At 47.2% G+C, this 15,227-nt stretch carries 16 protein-coding genes; 13 read left to right on the forward strand and 3 right to left on the reverse strand.

The window, feature by feature from the left end; translation table 11 throughout:
- Window positions 1-101: 101 nt before the first annotated feature.
- A complete protein-coding gene (locus ENN68_01210; GenBank protein HDS44713.1) occupies window positions 102-1,268 on the forward strand; it encodes a CBS domain-containing protein in 1,167 nt (388 codons plus the stop codon).
- A 155-nt stretch (window positions 1,269-1,423) separates the two neighbouring features.
- On the opposite strand, the gene ENN68_01215 is transcribed toward ENN68_01210, so the two are convergent.
- Window positions 1,424-2,026, reverse strand: coding sequence for a superoxide dismutase (locus ENN68_01215; GenBank protein ID HDS44714.1), 603 nt, complete (start codon window positions 2,024-2,026; stop codon window positions 1,424-1,426).
- Window positions 2,027-2,242: 216 nt separating this feature from the next.
- Between ENN68_01215 and ENN68_01220 the strand changes: the two genes are divergently transcribed.
- Window positions 2,243-2,896: an endonuclease III gene (locus ENN68_01220; GenBank protein ID HDS44715.1), complete on the forward strand. Its 654-nt coding sequence runs from the start codon at window positions 2,243-2,245 to the stop codon at window positions 2,894-2,896.
- A gap of 231 nt (window positions 2,897-3,127) precedes the next feature.
- On the forward strand, window positions 3,128-3,487 hold the full coding sequence (locus tag ENN68_01225) for a hypothetical protein (protein ID HDS44716.1): 360 nt from the start codon (window positions 3,128-3,130) through the stop codon (window positions 3,485-3,487).
- 309 nt (window positions 3,488-3,796) lie between these two features.
- Here ENN68_01225 and ENN68_01230 read toward each other — a convergent pair whose 3' ends face one another.
- Together ENN68_01230 and ENN68_01235 are read right to left on the reverse strand one after the other, a co-directional pair.
- The gene (locus ENN68_01230) at window positions 3,797-4,942 is read right to left on the reverse strand and encodes a DUF1464 domain-containing protein (GenBank protein HDS44717.1); all 1,146 of its coding nucleotides are present in this window, start codon (window positions 4,940-4,942) and stop codon (window positions 3,797-3,799) included.
- Window positions 4,936-5,922, reverse strand: a complete 987-nt coding sequence (locus tag ENN68_01235) for a GHMP kinase (protein HDS44718.1) — start codon at window positions 5,920-5,922, stop codon at window positions 4,936-4,938. The genes ENN68_01230 and ENN68_01235 overlap by 7 nt, the downstream gene beginning before the upstream one ends.
- Before the next feature lie 72 nt (window positions 5,923-5,994).
- On the opposite strand from ENN68_01235, the gene ENN68_01240 reads away from it, so the two are divergent.
- The 10 genes from ENN68_01240 (at window position 5,995) to ENN68_01285 (ending at window position 15,074) form a co-directional block, all read left to right on the forward strand.
- Window positions 5,995-6,366: a hypothetical protein gene (locus ENN68_01240; GenBank protein HDS44719.1), complete on the forward strand. Its 372-nt coding sequence runs from the start codon at window positions 5,995-5,997 to the stop codon at window positions 6,364-6,366.
- Between the two features lie 498 nt (window positions 6,367-6,864).
- Window positions 6,865-7,839 (forward strand): CRISPR-associated endonuclease Cas1, encoded by a 975-nt coding sequence (cas1, locus tag ENN68_01245; protein ID HDS44720.1) that lies wholly within the window; start codon window positions 6,865-6,867, stop codon window positions 7,837-7,839.
- 4 nt (window positions 7,840-7,843) lie between these two features.
- Window positions 7,844-8,131 carry a CRISPR-associated endonuclease Cas2 gene (gene cas2, locus ENN68_01250; GenBank protein ID HDS44721.1) on the forward strand — a complete coding sequence of 96 codons (288 nt, stop codon included), beginning with the start codon at window positions 7,844-7,846 and terminating at the stop codon, window positions 8,129-8,131.
- Window positions 8,132-8,137: 6 nt separating this feature from the next.
- Window positions 8,138-8,749 carry a CRISPR-associated protein Cas4 gene (cas4, locus tag ENN68_01255; GenBank protein HDS44722.1) on the forward strand — a complete coding sequence of 204 codons (612 nt, stop codon included), beginning with the start codon at window positions 8,138-8,140 and terminating at the stop codon, window positions 8,747-8,749.
- 56 nt (window positions 8,750-8,805) lie between these two features.
- On the forward strand, window positions 8,806-10,017 hold the full coding sequence (locus ENN68_01260) for a hypothetical protein (GenBank protein HDS44723.1): 1,212 nt from the start codon (window positions 8,806-8,808) through the stop codon (window positions 10,015-10,017).
- Window positions 10,004-10,360, forward strand: coding sequence for a hypothetical protein (locus ENN68_01265; GenBank protein HDS44724.1), 357 nt, complete (start codon window positions 10,004-10,006; stop codon window positions 10,358-10,360). Before ENN68_01260 ends, ENN68_01265 begins: the two co-directional genes overlap by 14 nt.
- A gap of 1 nt (window position 10,361) precedes the next feature.
- Window positions 10,362-11,276 (forward strand): type I-B CRISPR-associated protein Cas7/Cst2/DevR, encoded by a 915-nt coding sequence (gene cas7i / locus ENN68_01270; GenBank protein ID HDS44725.1) that lies wholly within the window; start codon window positions 10,362-10,364, stop codon window positions 11,274-11,276.
- A 1-nt stretch (window position 11,277) separates the two neighbouring features.
- On the forward strand, window positions 11,278-12,078 hold the full coding sequence (gene cas5, locus ENN68_01275) for a CRISPR-associated protein Cas5 (protein ID HDS44726.1): 801 nt from the start codon (window positions 11,278-11,280) through the stop codon (window positions 12,076-12,078).
- The gene (cas3, locus tag ENN68_01280) at window positions 12,059-14,389 is read left to right on the forward strand and encodes a CRISPR-associated helicase Cas3' (GenBank protein ID HDS44727.1); all 2,331 of its coding nucleotides are present in this window, start codon (window positions 12,059-12,061) and stop codon (window positions 14,387-14,389) included. The genes cas5 and cas3 overlap by 20 nt, the downstream gene beginning before the upstream one ends.
- A gap of 10 nt (window positions 14,390-14,399) precedes the next feature.
- A complete protein-coding gene (locus ENN68_01285; protein ID HDS44728.1) occupies window positions 14,400-15,074 on the forward strand; it encodes a hypothetical protein in 675 nt (224 codons plus the stop codon).
- The last annotated feature ends 153 nt before the right edge of the window (window positions 15,075-15,227 follow it).

Genomic DNA, 15,227 nt, shown 5'->3' on the forward strand with positions numbered 1-15,227 from the left:
GTAAACGCATTGAACGGAACAAAAACGGTTCCATGATGCATGCAGAGCGGCAAGGTATAAATATGCTAGCGTGTTGTTAGTATTGAACGGGGATTACGAGCATGAAGTGGTCGCTTCAAATCGGGCGTATTCGGGGAATTCCGATTCAATTGCACGTGACGTTCTTGATCATCCTCGCGTTTGTCATCTGGATCTTTGCCGCGAACGATTTCAGCATCGCAGGCATAACCATTGGCTTTGGCGCACTGGCGGTTTCAACTGCGTACAAATACCTGCTCGGCGCTGTTGCCGCGGTGCTCTTCTTCGCTACCCTGCTCTTCCATGAGCTCAGTCATTCATTCGTCGCTCAGCACTACGGGGCGCAGGTACGAGGGATCACGCTCTTCATCATCGGCGGCGTCTCGCAGATGGAGGAGATCCCGCGAGAGCCGCGCATGGAAGCGAATATCTCAGCTGCGGGTCCCGTGCTCAGTTTGTGCATTGGTTTCGTCTCCTACGCCCTTTATCGCTTCCTCGGGCCGGTGACGCGGCCTATGATCGGTGGCGAGACGGTCATCGCCCCGACCGTGACGAACGCCGTGCTCATCGTGCTGGGCATCCTCGCCTTTTATAACATCCTGCTGGGGTTCTTCAATCTCATACCAGCATTCCCCATGGATGGCGGTCGGCTGCTCCGCGCGGCATTCGCAACGCGTATGTCATATGTCGAGGCGACGCGACGAGCCGTTGCGGTCGGCAAGATGTTCGCCATTGTGATGGCGATCTTTGGGCTCTTCACGTTTCAGCTCTTCTTGCTCCTCATTGCCGTCTTTATCTATTTCGGTGGTGGCGAGGAGGAGAAAGCGGCTGTGGTGTCCGTTACGCTCGAGGGTGTCAAGGTGCGCGACCTGATGACCCGGGTACCGGATGTGGTCTCCGTGCCGCCCCAGTGGACGGTCGAGCAGCTGGTCGGATTGATGTTCGAGACACGGCACATGGGCTATCCCGTGCAGGAACGTGACACAGTACCGGTTATCGGTGTCGTTACCTTTTCGGACGTCCAGCAGGTGCCGCCCACCAACCGCAGTACCACGACGGTCGGTGAGGTAATGACGCGCGACATCATCTCGATCGATCCTGATGCCGAGGCGTATGATGCGCTCAAACTCATGTCCATGCGTAATTTGGGCAGGCTGCTCGTGATGCGGAACGGCCAGATGCAGGGCATCGTCTCACGAACGGATCTCGTGAGAGCCATTCAATTCCGCGGTATCCACCAAATAACCTGACGAGTTTCTAACGCTGGTAATCGGTAGGTAGCGCAGCGCGCAGTTTCCGCCGCCCAGACACAAACAAGAAGGAGCCTCGCTCGCTCTTCGGCCGTTCATGCTCGACGCTGTGGCGAGACCGTGTTATATACACAACCGCGTATGCCGTAAAGCCGCTAGACCTTCTCGAGCCGCTTATTGACCTCGTCCCAGTTCACCACGCTCCAGAACGCTTCGACGAATTGTGGACGCGCGTTTTTATAATCGATATAGTACGCGTGCTCCCAGACATCGAGATCCATGAGGATGGCATAAGCCGGATAGAGATTTACGTTGTGCTTCTCGATCTGCATGATGAGCAGTCGCTTCGTCGTCGGGCAGCGGGAGAGTGCAGCCCAGCCGGAACCTTCCACGGTCACTGCAGCCTGTGTGAACTCCTTCTTGAACCGCTCGAAACTACCAAAATCCTGCGCGATCGCATCGCCCAACATACCACCGGGCGTTCCGCCACCCTTGCCCGCGGGGGCAAGGTTCTGCCAGAAGAGCGAATGGAGTTGATGTCCCCCGATATTGAACGCAAGCCCCTTTAAGGTCGCTTTCAGGTCCAGCTCAGCGCCCTTATCCCGAGCCGCGTCGAGCTGCTCGAGGATACCGTTCGCACCTGTGACGTAGGCCTGATGATGCTTCTGGTGATGGATACTCAATTGCGCCTCTGAGATGTAAGGTTCCAAATCCTTATTGCCGTACGGCAGCTTTGGTAACGAGTAAAAATCCCTCATACTTCGTACCTCCTGAATACTGTAGTCTGCGGTTGCATAAAAGCGTTTCGACCGTCGGTCTTTGCAGTTATCTCAGCTGCAGTTCCTCTATATGTCCTGAGACAGACGTACTGAAGCGCGCAGCGCAGTGCAGCGCATGCAGCCAGAAAGAATTTAACTTAACGTTCGGGTGAGATAGATGAGGAAGTGAGAGCAGCGGAGTGAGTTAAGAAAGCAATGCCTAACGAGATAGAGCTCGATCAGATCGTGCAGATACTCAAGGAGCGGTATCTCAACACGGTATCCGCACTGGAGGACGTATCACGCTCCCGTGACCCGTACCGGGTCTTGATCTCCTGCGTATTGAGCCTGCGCACGAAGGACGAGGTGACTGCCGCGGCATCGAAGCGGCTGTTCGCACGTGCGTCAACGCCTGAGGCGATGGTGCAGCTCACGAAGGCTGAGATCGAAGCGTTGATCTACCCGGTCGGGTTTTACCATCGCAAGGCTGAGCAGATCCGGGAGATCTCACGGACGCTGATCGCTGAGCACGACTCGAACGTGCCCGATACACTTGACGAGCTCTTGCAGTTGAAGGGCGTCGGGCGCAAAACCGCGAATATCGTGATCACCATGGGCTTTCACAAGCAGGGTATCGCGGTCGATACGCACGTGCACCGCATCTCTAACCGGTTGGGGTTGGTGAAGACGAAGACGCCAGAGCAGACGGAGTTCGCGCTGCGTGATATCCTGCCGGAAAAGCACTGGATCGTCTTCAATAACCTGCTCGTCATGCACGGGCAGAGGGTCTGCACACCGATCAGTCCAAAGTGCAGTATCTGCCCGATAAGCAACTATTGTGATCGGGTAGGGGTGGAGCGGTTTCGATAGAGCGTCGCTTTTGCACCGGGTGAACCCGAAACGCAGTTTCTTTCACGTCATCTGAGCTCAGCGTTCCTTCCTTCAAAAGCGGCATCAGTATGAACCTATCGTGATCCTCTCGGCCGTGCTTCATGCGAGATCGCCCATCTTTACCTCGTCGTTTAGGTGAGAGTTACAACCTCAATCGCTCTACATACTGTTAGACCTGTCATAAGGCTCAGAGTCGCAGGCTTCGCACAAATGACGTTCGCTGAATCAGATCCGCACTACGCGATCGTCACCGTTCTGAAGCACGACGGGTCCTGGATCGTATTCCACTGCGATCTGTCAAGAGCGGCGCACTCTAAGCTCATCGACAAGCTCGTCGAGCTGCAGAGCTTCTTCAATTACAAGCAGGTCGGCATCGATGCGAACTCGCTCGACAAAGCTAAATCAGATCCCAACCCCTGCAGCTTCGAGCTCGTGCTGCGTGAACGGCAACAGGCGGCCAGGGTCACCGTGCCACACAAACTCGTCTGGCATACCACGCCGAAGCTCGCGCGCATACAGGCGATCGAGCCCTACTACTCCAACGGCCAGCTGCTCTTTCTCGATACCTGAAACCAGGACTATCCCGAGCTCGTCGAGCAGCTGATCCATTATCCGCTTGCAGCGCATGACGACGGCCCGGATGCGCTCGCTGGCGCGATCGCGCTGATACTTGCAAATGAGAAAGCGCGACGGCAGGTGCTTATACCGCGTGCACGCTAGCCTTACGCTTATGGAAAGTGAAGAAAGCTTCTGTCGAGGCATTTTTTCTCAAAATAACCTGTCTAGCTGAAGTTACGTCTCCTCTGCTCGCTCCTAAAGTCGGAGAAAAAACCCAATTTATTATCGTTAGAGCTAGAGCATTTCAAATCTAATGAACTGTTACCGCATGAATATTCTCTCTATTTGTTCTTTGATTTCCGGCTTCAGGTAAATGTGGCTGAAAACACCTCCCGAACTTTTTCGCAACCCCATAGTCTCGATCAGGCTCTCGTATCTGCCACCGCCTATGCCGTTTGCGATAATTGCCGCGCCCTCTGCAGCTTCCTTTACTGCACCGCCGGCCCTTGTCAGCGTTCTTATCCCTGCGTTGATTCCGAGTTCGCCGAGATGATCATGCAGTACAGATCTCACGTCCTGAACAAATGGGTCTATCCTTGTGAACCGACCACTCAGTAATATCTCCCGTGGCTCGCGGACTGACGAGAGCATGAGATATGTGTCCTTGAGTATCGCTTCGAGCATGGCGGAATAAGCGAGCGCCATCTGCTCGGAATTCCGTGCGCTGCTAATGAATTCCTCAATTGACATCTGCTGAGGATTTACAGCTGCAATAGCTGCTGCACCACCATCGAAGAGCGGCATCTTCGAAAAATCCGCGATTGTATTCGCCAAGGCGTAGGCAAGTTCGCCATCCATTGCGCCCATGCCCATGTACCCGACGCCGCCCATAGTTCCGCCGACGCCGTCGACTATTTTACCGTTCTCTATGCCCATTGCAGCCGTGTAGCCGAAGCCGATCTCCAGAATAATGAACGAAGTTTCTGAGTACTCGAGACCGTACTTCTCTGCTTGATCTCTCACCCCGGAAACGGCCGTGAAGACCTTGTCCGCGGTCCCCATGTCGATTCGGTTGATCTTTCGGTATTCGGGCACGGTCGGCAGCATGATCACACCGGGCGGAAACCAGATATTCAGGTTTGATGCTTTCATGAGGAACATCAACTCTCGTAACCCGACGATGTTAAGCCTTCTTGCAACGTCGGCTTGCGTGATGAACGTTGCGGCATTGATCTCCGCGTCCACTGCGTCCGAGGCTTTTACCATCGGCAGGCCGTAGCCGCTTGGACCGACTATGACATCAATATCCCGCTCTAGTGCCTGTATGGCATCCAGCACGATCCCGGGATTCTTTGTTACTTCAGCGCGCGGTACTGCAAGGTCGATGAAGACCTCATTGGTTGCATCATCAAACCCAAAGAGGTCCATGCTCTTGGTGCCTGGGTCTATGCCGATCGCAGTTACCATTTTCGTATCGTCGCTCCTTGATTGTTCCCCGGTGTGTAAAAGACGTCTCCACCGCCTCGCGGCTCAAGGAAGCTCGTTAGCTTTCCAACAAGCTCCCGCGCGGTCGCTTCGTTGTCCACCAGTCCATAGAACGTCGGTCCCCAGCAGGTTTGGCAAGCGCCATACGCGCCGTTCTCTAAGAGCAGGTGTATGCCCGACTCGACGATGGGGTCGCAGTAGGTATTGCCTTCCTGAAACTCTTCCCAGAAGCTTCCCAGGCGGCTGTTGTACGCTGTTATGTATTTTCCGAAGGTCTTTATGTCATGCTCCATGATGGAGGGCATAACCTGCATGATCAATATCCTCGAGAGCCGGTCGGACATCTGCTCAGGCATCGACTTCAGGTTGCGTAGTACTTCTTCCTCGTTCGCTTTTAGCTCCAGTATCGCGGGTATCGGTTTGTGCGGTATGCAAACGACGAAGAGCCAGTCCTCAGGGATCGGATATCTGAAGATACAGGGCGGCACCCGCCTCCCCTTCTCTTCTAGCTTGTAGCCGCCGTCGACGATGAAGCCCCCTCTTTGGAACGAGTTAAACCCGAGAGCAACAATATCTGATCGGCCGAGCGCAATAGCCATCTCCTCCATGTCGATAGGACGGTTGTAAAGCTCGGATAGTGCACGACCTATCGATAATGCCAGTGCGGTCTGAGAGCCCATGCCGAGGTGTTTTGGGATCGTTTCTCTGACATCTACCGCAATTCCTCCCTCGATACCGAATCGCTCAATGCAGGCGCGTGCATATTTTTTGGCATTCTTCGCGTCTTCGCCGTCGGTCGTGATTTTCTCTGATTTCACGGCTTCTATGATGGTCCGAGGATAGTCGATAGTAAAGCCCGCCGTGCCGTAGAGTCGTCCAAGGTCGCCGGTTAAGTCCATGTTGCCCAGGTGTAAATGGGCAGGCACAACAACGATTCTTCCAATTTCATCTCCTGTGGCCATTCTTTTTCATCCTCCTATGTACTACCCTACTGTACACTTCCTTTATTGTATTGAAGAAGTCCACTTGCTCTTATGCCTTTCATCGTGCCGCCGCATCCACCCCGCCGGCGGAATGCGCGTCGGCGGCCCGAAGGCACGCAAGGATCGGCACGCATGGCTACACTGCACCGCATCGTGAAGAAAAGAAGGGGCGTTGGTTTTTTGAAGAGATCCCCCGAAACGCCGAAGCTCGCCCGCATCCGGGCGATCAAGCCGTACTACTCCAACGGGCAGCTGCTCTTTCTCGATACCTGGAACCAGGACTACCCGGAGCTCGTGGAGCAGCTGATCCACTACTCGCTTGCAGCGCATGACGACGGGCCTGATGCGCTCGCCGGCGCTATCGCGCTGATACTTGCAAATGAGAAAGCACGGCGGCAGGTGCTTATACCGCGTGCACGTTAATCGCTCACGTACGCATCGAATAACCTCCATAGGCGCACGATTCATTTGCATCCAAACGCCGCGATTCCAGAGCAGCACTAGAGTTGAAAGAATCGCGCTATAGGGCGCGGCAGGCGCTATCATAGGGGCGAAACGGGCTCGGATGCTTACGACGGCTGCAGGCACAGGGCCGAAGGCTAACAGAAGTGCGGTGGTGGAAGTCCTTTGGCTGCACCGCACGCTTCGTCGCGGAGCCGCTGTAGGGCGTGAAAGCTAGTCAACAATATTCCGAAGCGACCAACTAGGTATACCTCTCGCAGGGGCAACAACGCTCATTTCACTGTATCATCTCTGACCATGCTCTCCGTGGAAGAGGATAAGTAGGAGGGGAAGACGCTGGGTGGAAGAGTGGAGGGGTGGATGTAAACGCATTAGAGATAATATGAGGCATTAACGTGATATTGCATTACGGCATATAGTTTAGACATCAAACTGACATAATAGAAGACGGTGGTAAAAATGCAGTTGGTCATTAACACCTACGGCTCTTACCTGAGGAAGAAGGGGAACTGTTTTTTAGTGCGGAAAGAGGATCAGATTTTTGAGGTTTCGGTGAATAAAATTGACAGCATTTTGATCACCACGGCGGCATACATTTCCACGGACGCTATAAAGTTCGCGGTGGATAACAACATCGACATTGTATTCCTCGATTCGTATGGGGATCCTTACGGGCGAGTATGGCACTCCAAGCTCGGAAGCACGACGCTGATAAGACGAAAGCAACTGGAACTATATGAACAGGCAGAAGGACTCAATCTGGCCAAGAGCTGGGGCATTCAGAAGGTTGATAATCAGGTAGAGTTACTAAAGCGACTGAAGAAAACGAGAGCGGAGAAGAAAGAGGATTTAGAAGCCCGTATTAAGGAATTGGACGATTTGAAAGAGAGCTTGAAGGGCTTGAAGGGCACAGTGGAAGAGAAACGGCAAACGATCTTAGGGCTCGAGGGCATGGCATCAAGGATCTATTTTGGCGTACTCTCGTCGATTCTTCCCGAGAAATTTAAATTCGAGGCGAGGAGCAGGAATCCGGCGAAGGACGAGTTTAACGCTATGTTGAACTACGCCTATGGAGTGCTCTACTCAAGGGTGGAAAAGGCGTGTATCATTGCGGGGTTGGACCCGTACATCGGCTTCCTCCATACGGACAACTACAACAAGAAATCACTGGTATTCGATATTATCGAGCTATTCCGGACATTTGCAGATGAGACGGTGGTTCATCTGTTCACTCAGCGAAGGGTGAAAGAGGAATACTTTGATAAGCTCGAGAACGGCATGAGCTTGAACAAAGAGGGTAAGGCGGTGCTGATCGAGGCATTGAATGAAACCTTTGAGAAGACGATACAGTATAAGGGGCGAAACATCAAGATGAAGAATACCATTCAATTTGAGTGCCACAAAATAGCAAACAAGCTAATAGGAAAGGGCTAAGAGAATGCTAGTCTGGGTGATCTATGACATCACGGACAATAAGGTCCGTGGTTCCGTAGCGAGGCGCTGTAAGGGCTACGGGCTCTACCGGGTGCAGAAGAGCGCGTTTCTGGGTGATTTGAACCGCAATGAAGCGGATTCGCTCGCCTTAGAATGTGAAGAGCTCATCGAAGAAGCTGATTCGGTCTTCGTCTTTCCGATGTGCGATGAATGCTTCAAGAAGATAGAGCTAATCGGCGAGGGGTTTGATAAGGAATTGGTGAGCGATAAGAAGATCACGAAGGTCTTCTGAGGAGCAATGAACGCGATAGTTGAAGTGGAGTTAGAATCAGAGGTGTTCATTACCGTCTCGGACGTAATGGAGTACCTCTTCTGCCCGCGTTTCATCTATTTCATGCACTGCTTGGGGATACCGCAGCACGAGGAGCGACGATACAAGGTCCTGAAGGGCCGGGCGCTGCACGAGGCACGTGAGAAGACGAACCGGGAGTACCTGCGGAAGAAGCTGAAGTGCGTGCGAAAGGAGCTCGCGGTCTTTCTGGTCTCGCAGAAGTACCACCTGAAGGGTGAAGTGGACGAGGTTTTGTTTTTAGAGGATGGCACTGCAGCGCCGCTCGATTACAAGTTCGCGGAGTTCAAAGACCGGGTGTATCGAACGCACCGATATCAATCAGCGCTCTACGCACTGCTGATTGCGGAAACGTACGGCGTGACGGTGAATCGGGGATTTGTCTGTTACACACGGAGCAACCATCTGGTGAAAGAAGTGGGGCTTAGCGCGAAGGATTTCGAGCGCGCGATCGCGCAGGCGAACGAGGTACTAGCGATAATACAGCAAGGTTTTTATCCTGAGGGAACGAAGTATAAGACAAGGTGCGTGGACTGCACGTACCGGAACATTTGCGTGTGAGTGAGGATCGGTGGATGAATGATTGAAGCAATAAAGAGGATTGTGGAAAGAATGAAATGAGTGAGAAGATACAAATACAACAATATCATGATTGGTGGTTTGATAACGCGGTAGAATTTTTAGGGTATTTACTCGAGAAACAGAGTATTGCTGTTGAATGGGATGGTGGAATTTCTTTTACTCCTTTAAATTATGAAAAAGTTGACGAATTAGTGGAAAGAATCGAACGGCTAGTTGATTCTAAATTGAGGTATCAAACCTCCGAGAAAGCAACAGGGAGAATTGTTGAAAAAAATAGAGCTTATCTTCCAACAATGCACCGAGGACGTTATGTTTCATTTTTAGCATTGAAAATCAGTGAGCGCCAGAAGAAACATGAAAAGAAAGAGAAAAAAGCTTTTGATGTTAAAAAAGAAATCATTAAATATCTTTATGAGTTATTTATAACACAAATGGAAGGATCAAAAACCTGTGATATTTGTGGTAATAGTTTAAATACATTATTTCAAGTATCACAAACTACTTATCCAGTTGTTACAGGGAGTTTGAAAAGTCAATGCGGTGTAAGGAAGATGGAATCTGAATATCATTGCTGTGTACTCTGTGCATTTTTAGGGGCGGTCGAATGGTTGGATGATATTCCATTTGCATGTGACTATGCAAATTTCACACATTATCTACTCTTCCCAAAAATAGAAAACATCAAAGAACTACACATATTTAAAAATAAGCTCCGAAGAGCACTAACCCAACACCCCTACTCAAATGTAGTCTCGGTTTTCGATAATGTTCATGGGGAGAAAAGAGAGGTATATACGAAGGATGAATATTCGCTGTTATTAGCTCTTTTTGAGCAAATGTGGGAGAAAATCGGGGAGATAGACGAACACGAATCACTTTTCTGCGAGAGTTGGATGCGACTTAAGATAAAAGGCATGGAGGCAACCTATCAGACCAAATCTACATACCTCGAAGAGATCCATATCCCACATATCGAGCGGCTTAAAACGATATTTGAAGAGCTGTTGCCATATTCTGACTTCGTAAGTCACTCATTTGCATTCCCTCTAAAAGAAGGTGTATCAAGAGAGATCATTCAAAGGTTAATAAGAGAGGATCAATATTTATTATCAAGAGGCATCATTATGGACGATTTCAAGACTTTTTCAAAAGCTTTTCAGATGAGGCAGAACTGCCGATTGAGCACCTCGAAAGAGGGTTTGGATTACTTAATTTACAAATGGAGGTGTAAAGATGGTGCAGTTTGAAAAGGATGAAATGGATGTTATGAGAAAGAGTGGACAAGTGATTGGCAATGTTGCAGATGATTATATCTCTGATCTCTACCAACTCGATCGAACACGAAATGTTGAGGAGTTTATTAAGCAGTTGAAGAACATAGGCTTGAGAGCGATAAGCATTAGCAAGAAGGAGAAAGAGCCAGTTTACACTGAGCCACTAGCAAATCTGGTAGATTTAATCAACAAGTACAAAGATAACTATGACGAAATTAAGGACATTGTTCTGGTATACGCAAGTGTTTATCTCGGTATAATCAAATATAAAGCCTATAATAAGTCTCGTAATGTTTCAAATACCGGAGGTAGTTAAAATGGAGAAAAAAGCAATAAGTGCTGTGTGGTTAGCGGAGACCGATTTGACGAATCTTAATGCGGGAATTGGCGGAAGCAATCTGGTCGACTTGAAGAAGTACAAAAAAGGAGGCGTAGACTATCCGTACGTCAGTGGTCAGGCGATGCGATATTATTTAAAAGAAGGTATCAGGCGCTTGGTCAGCTCAGATAAGTATTGCGTGGCAAATGATAAGGGAGAAACTTGTGGTGCTATTGAGAGCTGTATTTTATGCGACCTATTCGGTTTTCTGACCACTTTGAAGGAACAGGGTGCACAGATACGAGTTTCGCCGATAAAGATGTCACCTGCCATGGGATTACTGCCGCTAAATGATAATCTAACAATCGACTTTCTCACGAGGAGAAAACCTCAGCAAGAAGCAGGCAAGTTGAGTGGAGACATAGTGAATGTCGAGCTTGGTGTAAATATCTATAAAGCAGGAATGTCTATCGATCTAGCAAAGATTGGTGTAGAAGAGGTAATTGAAGAGAGCGACGGAAAAAGGCATAGAAAATTCGAAGCGAAAGTCGAGGATGAAAAAGAGAAAAACGAACGACTGAAACTGGCGCTAGAAGCTTTTAAGAACCTTTCCGACTATTCCAAGCAAGCAAGGGTTTTAACAGACTTCACTCCAAACTTGCTCCTCATCGCTTTACAAAGTCGGTATAATCACCTTTTGCAAAAAGCTATCGAACTAAAAGATGGCAGAAAGTTGAATGTGGAGCGGTTGGATCAAGTGTTAACGGCATTAAAAGACGAAACTATCTATGCAGGACTTCTTTCTGGCACACTTGATAACGAAGACGATATAAAAGAGGTTCTGAGTTCGCATAATGTAAAACTCATGACACCAACAGAAGCTATTGACCAAGTTATTAGCGAAGTTAAATAGAATGAAGTGTTTACGGTTTGAATTGGAGACACCGTATCTCGTCAATTTCAGAAAGCCGTTCTCGGCAATAACCATTCTATCGTATCCATTCCCGCCCTATACTACTATCAGAGGACTTTTAGCAAATGCATTAGGACTCGGAGACCTTGAGACGGGAAGGGATGATTACAATCAACAGTTGGCAGATCTACAAATTAGTCTCAAACCGGTAAGCACTCCGGAGCGTTTTCAAGACATGGTTCTGATGAAGAAATTGAAACCTCCTGCAGATTCCAAGAAGAGAAAAGAACTGATGAACAAACTGGAGGAACACGGCTTCAATCTGGATATTCTTGATAAAAAAGAACGAGAGCTTTATGAATGGATGAGAATACCACAGAGTACAAGCGCACCTTTTATAAAAGAATATATAACCCCTATCAAATGCCTTGTATATGTCTTGGGGGAGACAAAAGACCTTTTAGCTTTGAAAAATGCACTTGAAAATCCTACAAGACCTTTGTACATCGGAGGGTCCGACGATTTCGTAGTTATCACTTTGTTGGATGAAAAACCTATCGAGGTAGCGGAGACAGAAAGCGATGAATTAGACTCAATCGTGCGAATGACCGATGAAGTAATACCAATAGACAAAACGAGAATTTTGGGTAGAGTTCCCTATAGATTCAACAAAATTAATAAGAAAAAAAGAGATTATTCAAGGGAGGACGCGATCGTTGCAGCGCCTCTTCCAGGTAAAAAACTCAAATTGACGAATCACATAAAGTGTTTTAAAGTGGCTAATGATTATGTTGCCTTCTGAACTAATCGCTAAGAGGCGAGATGATGGCATTTGTCAAACCTTTGATGGACACATAACCGACTCTTTGTTAATTCTGAGAGATTACATTATCAAAAACCAAAATGTTCTCAGAGAATTCTGTAAAAACTTTAATTTTGGGTACGATATTTTGTGCAACATACTATTTCTTGCTGTATATCTGCATGATATAGGTAAACTCACAAAGGATTTCCAACAGAATATAAAGGATAATAAATCAACTGCTTCAGCTTCACATGCATTCTTTGGGTTGCCTTTCATAAATTCAGACCTCCCGGACGATCTAAATAGCCTTCTAAGGTTGGTTATTCTCTCACATCATAGCCAATTATACAATCAAATCTTCGATAACGCCAACTTAAAGTCTAAAGTAATTTATTGTATGAATAACCATATTAAAGAACACATAAATTCTTATGAAATAGCCTATAAAGAACTTTTCTCAGATCTGTTCATCCTTAAAAACAGCCCAATGTATCAGGAACGAGAATATCTGTCACATTTTAATCTTATGCGACAGATTCTAAGAAAAGAGTTGAGGCATCTTAAAAACGGCTACAATAAAGATACGAAGACTAAAGCAGTCTATTGTATGGTGCTATCCGTTTTAAAACATTGTGACCAAAAGGCAAGTAAAAACTTTAGTGAAAGTGCTGAGTTAAAGCACGAGAAGATTTACGGTTCTGTCATCGAACAAAAAGTATTGGATAAGATTAATTATTCGCTGGATCTGTTTAGGTTATCTGAAGAACGATTATTGAACAAATATGCCCTCTATGATTATCAGAAAGACGCTATGAATATTGATTATTACGGTATCATCTCAGCACCATGTGGGAGAGGAAAAACAGAGGGCGCCTTGCTTGCTGCATTAACTATACTCAATAATTATAAGAAAAACCTGATAATATTTGCTCTACCAACGCAGATTACTTCAAATGCTATGTATGATCGAATGAAAGAGGTCTTTGGTGAGGAAAACGTTGGGATATATCATGGTATGAGTAGATTTATCCACGGTGAAGAGAATAATTTGGAAATAGATGATGTAAGTGCGCTGGTATATGATGAAAAAGTCTTTTCTAAACCAGTTATTGTAACGACAATTGATCACTTAATCTATTCGCTTGTACATGGGTATAAACAGGCAGATTTCGCATTGGGTAATATTCTTAATAGCGTGGTAATATTTGACGAGATCCATTATTATGAGAATCACACGCTTCGATATATTCTTGATTGCTTTGACATACTCAAAGAGCTACATATACCACATATTGCCATGAGCGGAACATTACCAGAGTTTATTCTTAGAAGATTGGATAATAACGGATATAAACTTATAGAAGATGAGGAAGGTATGGATTTCAATCCTTTTATTCTTCAAAGAGAATCTTCCCTTATCTTTGATCACCTAGATCGAATTGAAGAATTATATAATGGCTGTAAAAACCAAATAATCATCTTAAACACGGTAAAAAGGGCACAAAAAATTTACAGATTATTGGGCGATAAGATTCCAAAGTATAATCTGTATTTACTTCATTCCCAGTTTACGTTTTACGATCGATGGAATAAAGAAAGTGAAATAAAGGATTTAGAAGACAAAAGACCCTGGATAATTGTTTCTACTCAGGTAATTGAGATTAGTGTTGATATATCTTGTGACGTGATGCACACGGAAATTGCACCGATTGACGCTATAGGGCAGAGAGGTGGCAGACTGAACCGTAAAGGTAGAGACCACAAAAATAAGCACATATTATACCTCTATGAACCAGAGGACCATAAACCATACTACACAGAAAGGAAAGATATAGAAATGGAGGATTTTGTTGAAAGAACCTCAAGGGTCATTAGAGATATGCCTATCTCATATCGCGCGATTAAAGAGTGGTGCGATGAAGTATATGTCAATGTAGGGTTGAGAAAAACGAATTTGAGGGATGAATTTATGGATTGTATCTTGTTTGGGAGAACACCATGGGAGATCCGTGGCATAAAGGAAGATGGCGGCGGCAATATAATTAAGCTAAGAGAAGAAAGTTATCCAACCATAGATGTCATCCCAGAGAAGTATTGGGATAAAATTAAGGACCTGCCACGAGTTATAGAGAAATATAAAGTAAAAGTACCATTTTGGTGGTATTCAAGTTTAGGACAGGAAGGTTTTGATCTATCAGAAGAGGTTACTAATAGGAAATATATAATTTGCAAAATTCCTTACTCAAAGGAATATGGATTTGATATAGAGAAGATTGGGGGAGAAGATAAAAGTTGTGTAATCTGTTAGAGGTGATCCCATGCCCCTCAAAACCCTTAGTCTAACCTTGAAGTCTGATAGACCGTTAGAAGAGGACGCCACGAAACTGAGGGGTTTCTTCGCCACCCGGTTCACCGAATATACTTTATTACATCACCACATTGAGGTGGACAAGCTGCTTTACACGTATCCGAGAATCCAATACAAGATTGTGGATGGCACCGCGCTCGTTTTAGGTATAGACGATGGCGCGGAGGTCTTGAAAGAGATCTATGACAAATACGACGAGCTCAGGTTAGGTGATCGCACCTACACAATCGTCGAGCGCGGCATCACAATCAAGGAGGAAAACTTCGGCATCGTGCCTGAACTTGTAAGTTACGAGTTCGTTAAGCCCTGGATCGCGTTAAGCCAGCAGAACTACCAGCGGTATGTAGACTCACAGAGGCAAGAGCGGCGGGAGCTTTTACAGCGCACGCTTATCGGTAATATCTTATCGGCATCGAAAGGATTGGAGTACGTGGTGCTGGAGGCGATCAAGCATGAGCTCGGGCGGTTGCGGCAGCTGAAGTGCGAGGTAAAAGGCACGCCGTTCATCGGGTTCCTGGGCGAGTTCATGGTCAATTTCGCGATACCCGATTATTTCGGGCTCGGGAAGTCAGTCTCACGCGGTTTCGGGACGGTTAGACGCTTGCGTAATCACGCATCCGCTTGAGCCGCAAGGGGGCATGTATTTATAAGGCGTGCAATAAAGATGATAGGTGAAAAAGCAGTCGAAAAAAGAACGGTTGTAATAAGGGAAAAAGGGCAAAAGGAGCAAAAATCGGCGCGGTCGAAGAGACTGATCCACTAAAATAAGGATTGAAAC

Source organism: Methanomicrobia archaeon, from assembly GCA_011049045.1.
Classification (GTDB): Archaea; Halobacteriota; Syntropharchaeia; order Alkanophagales; family Methanospirareceae; genus JACGMN01.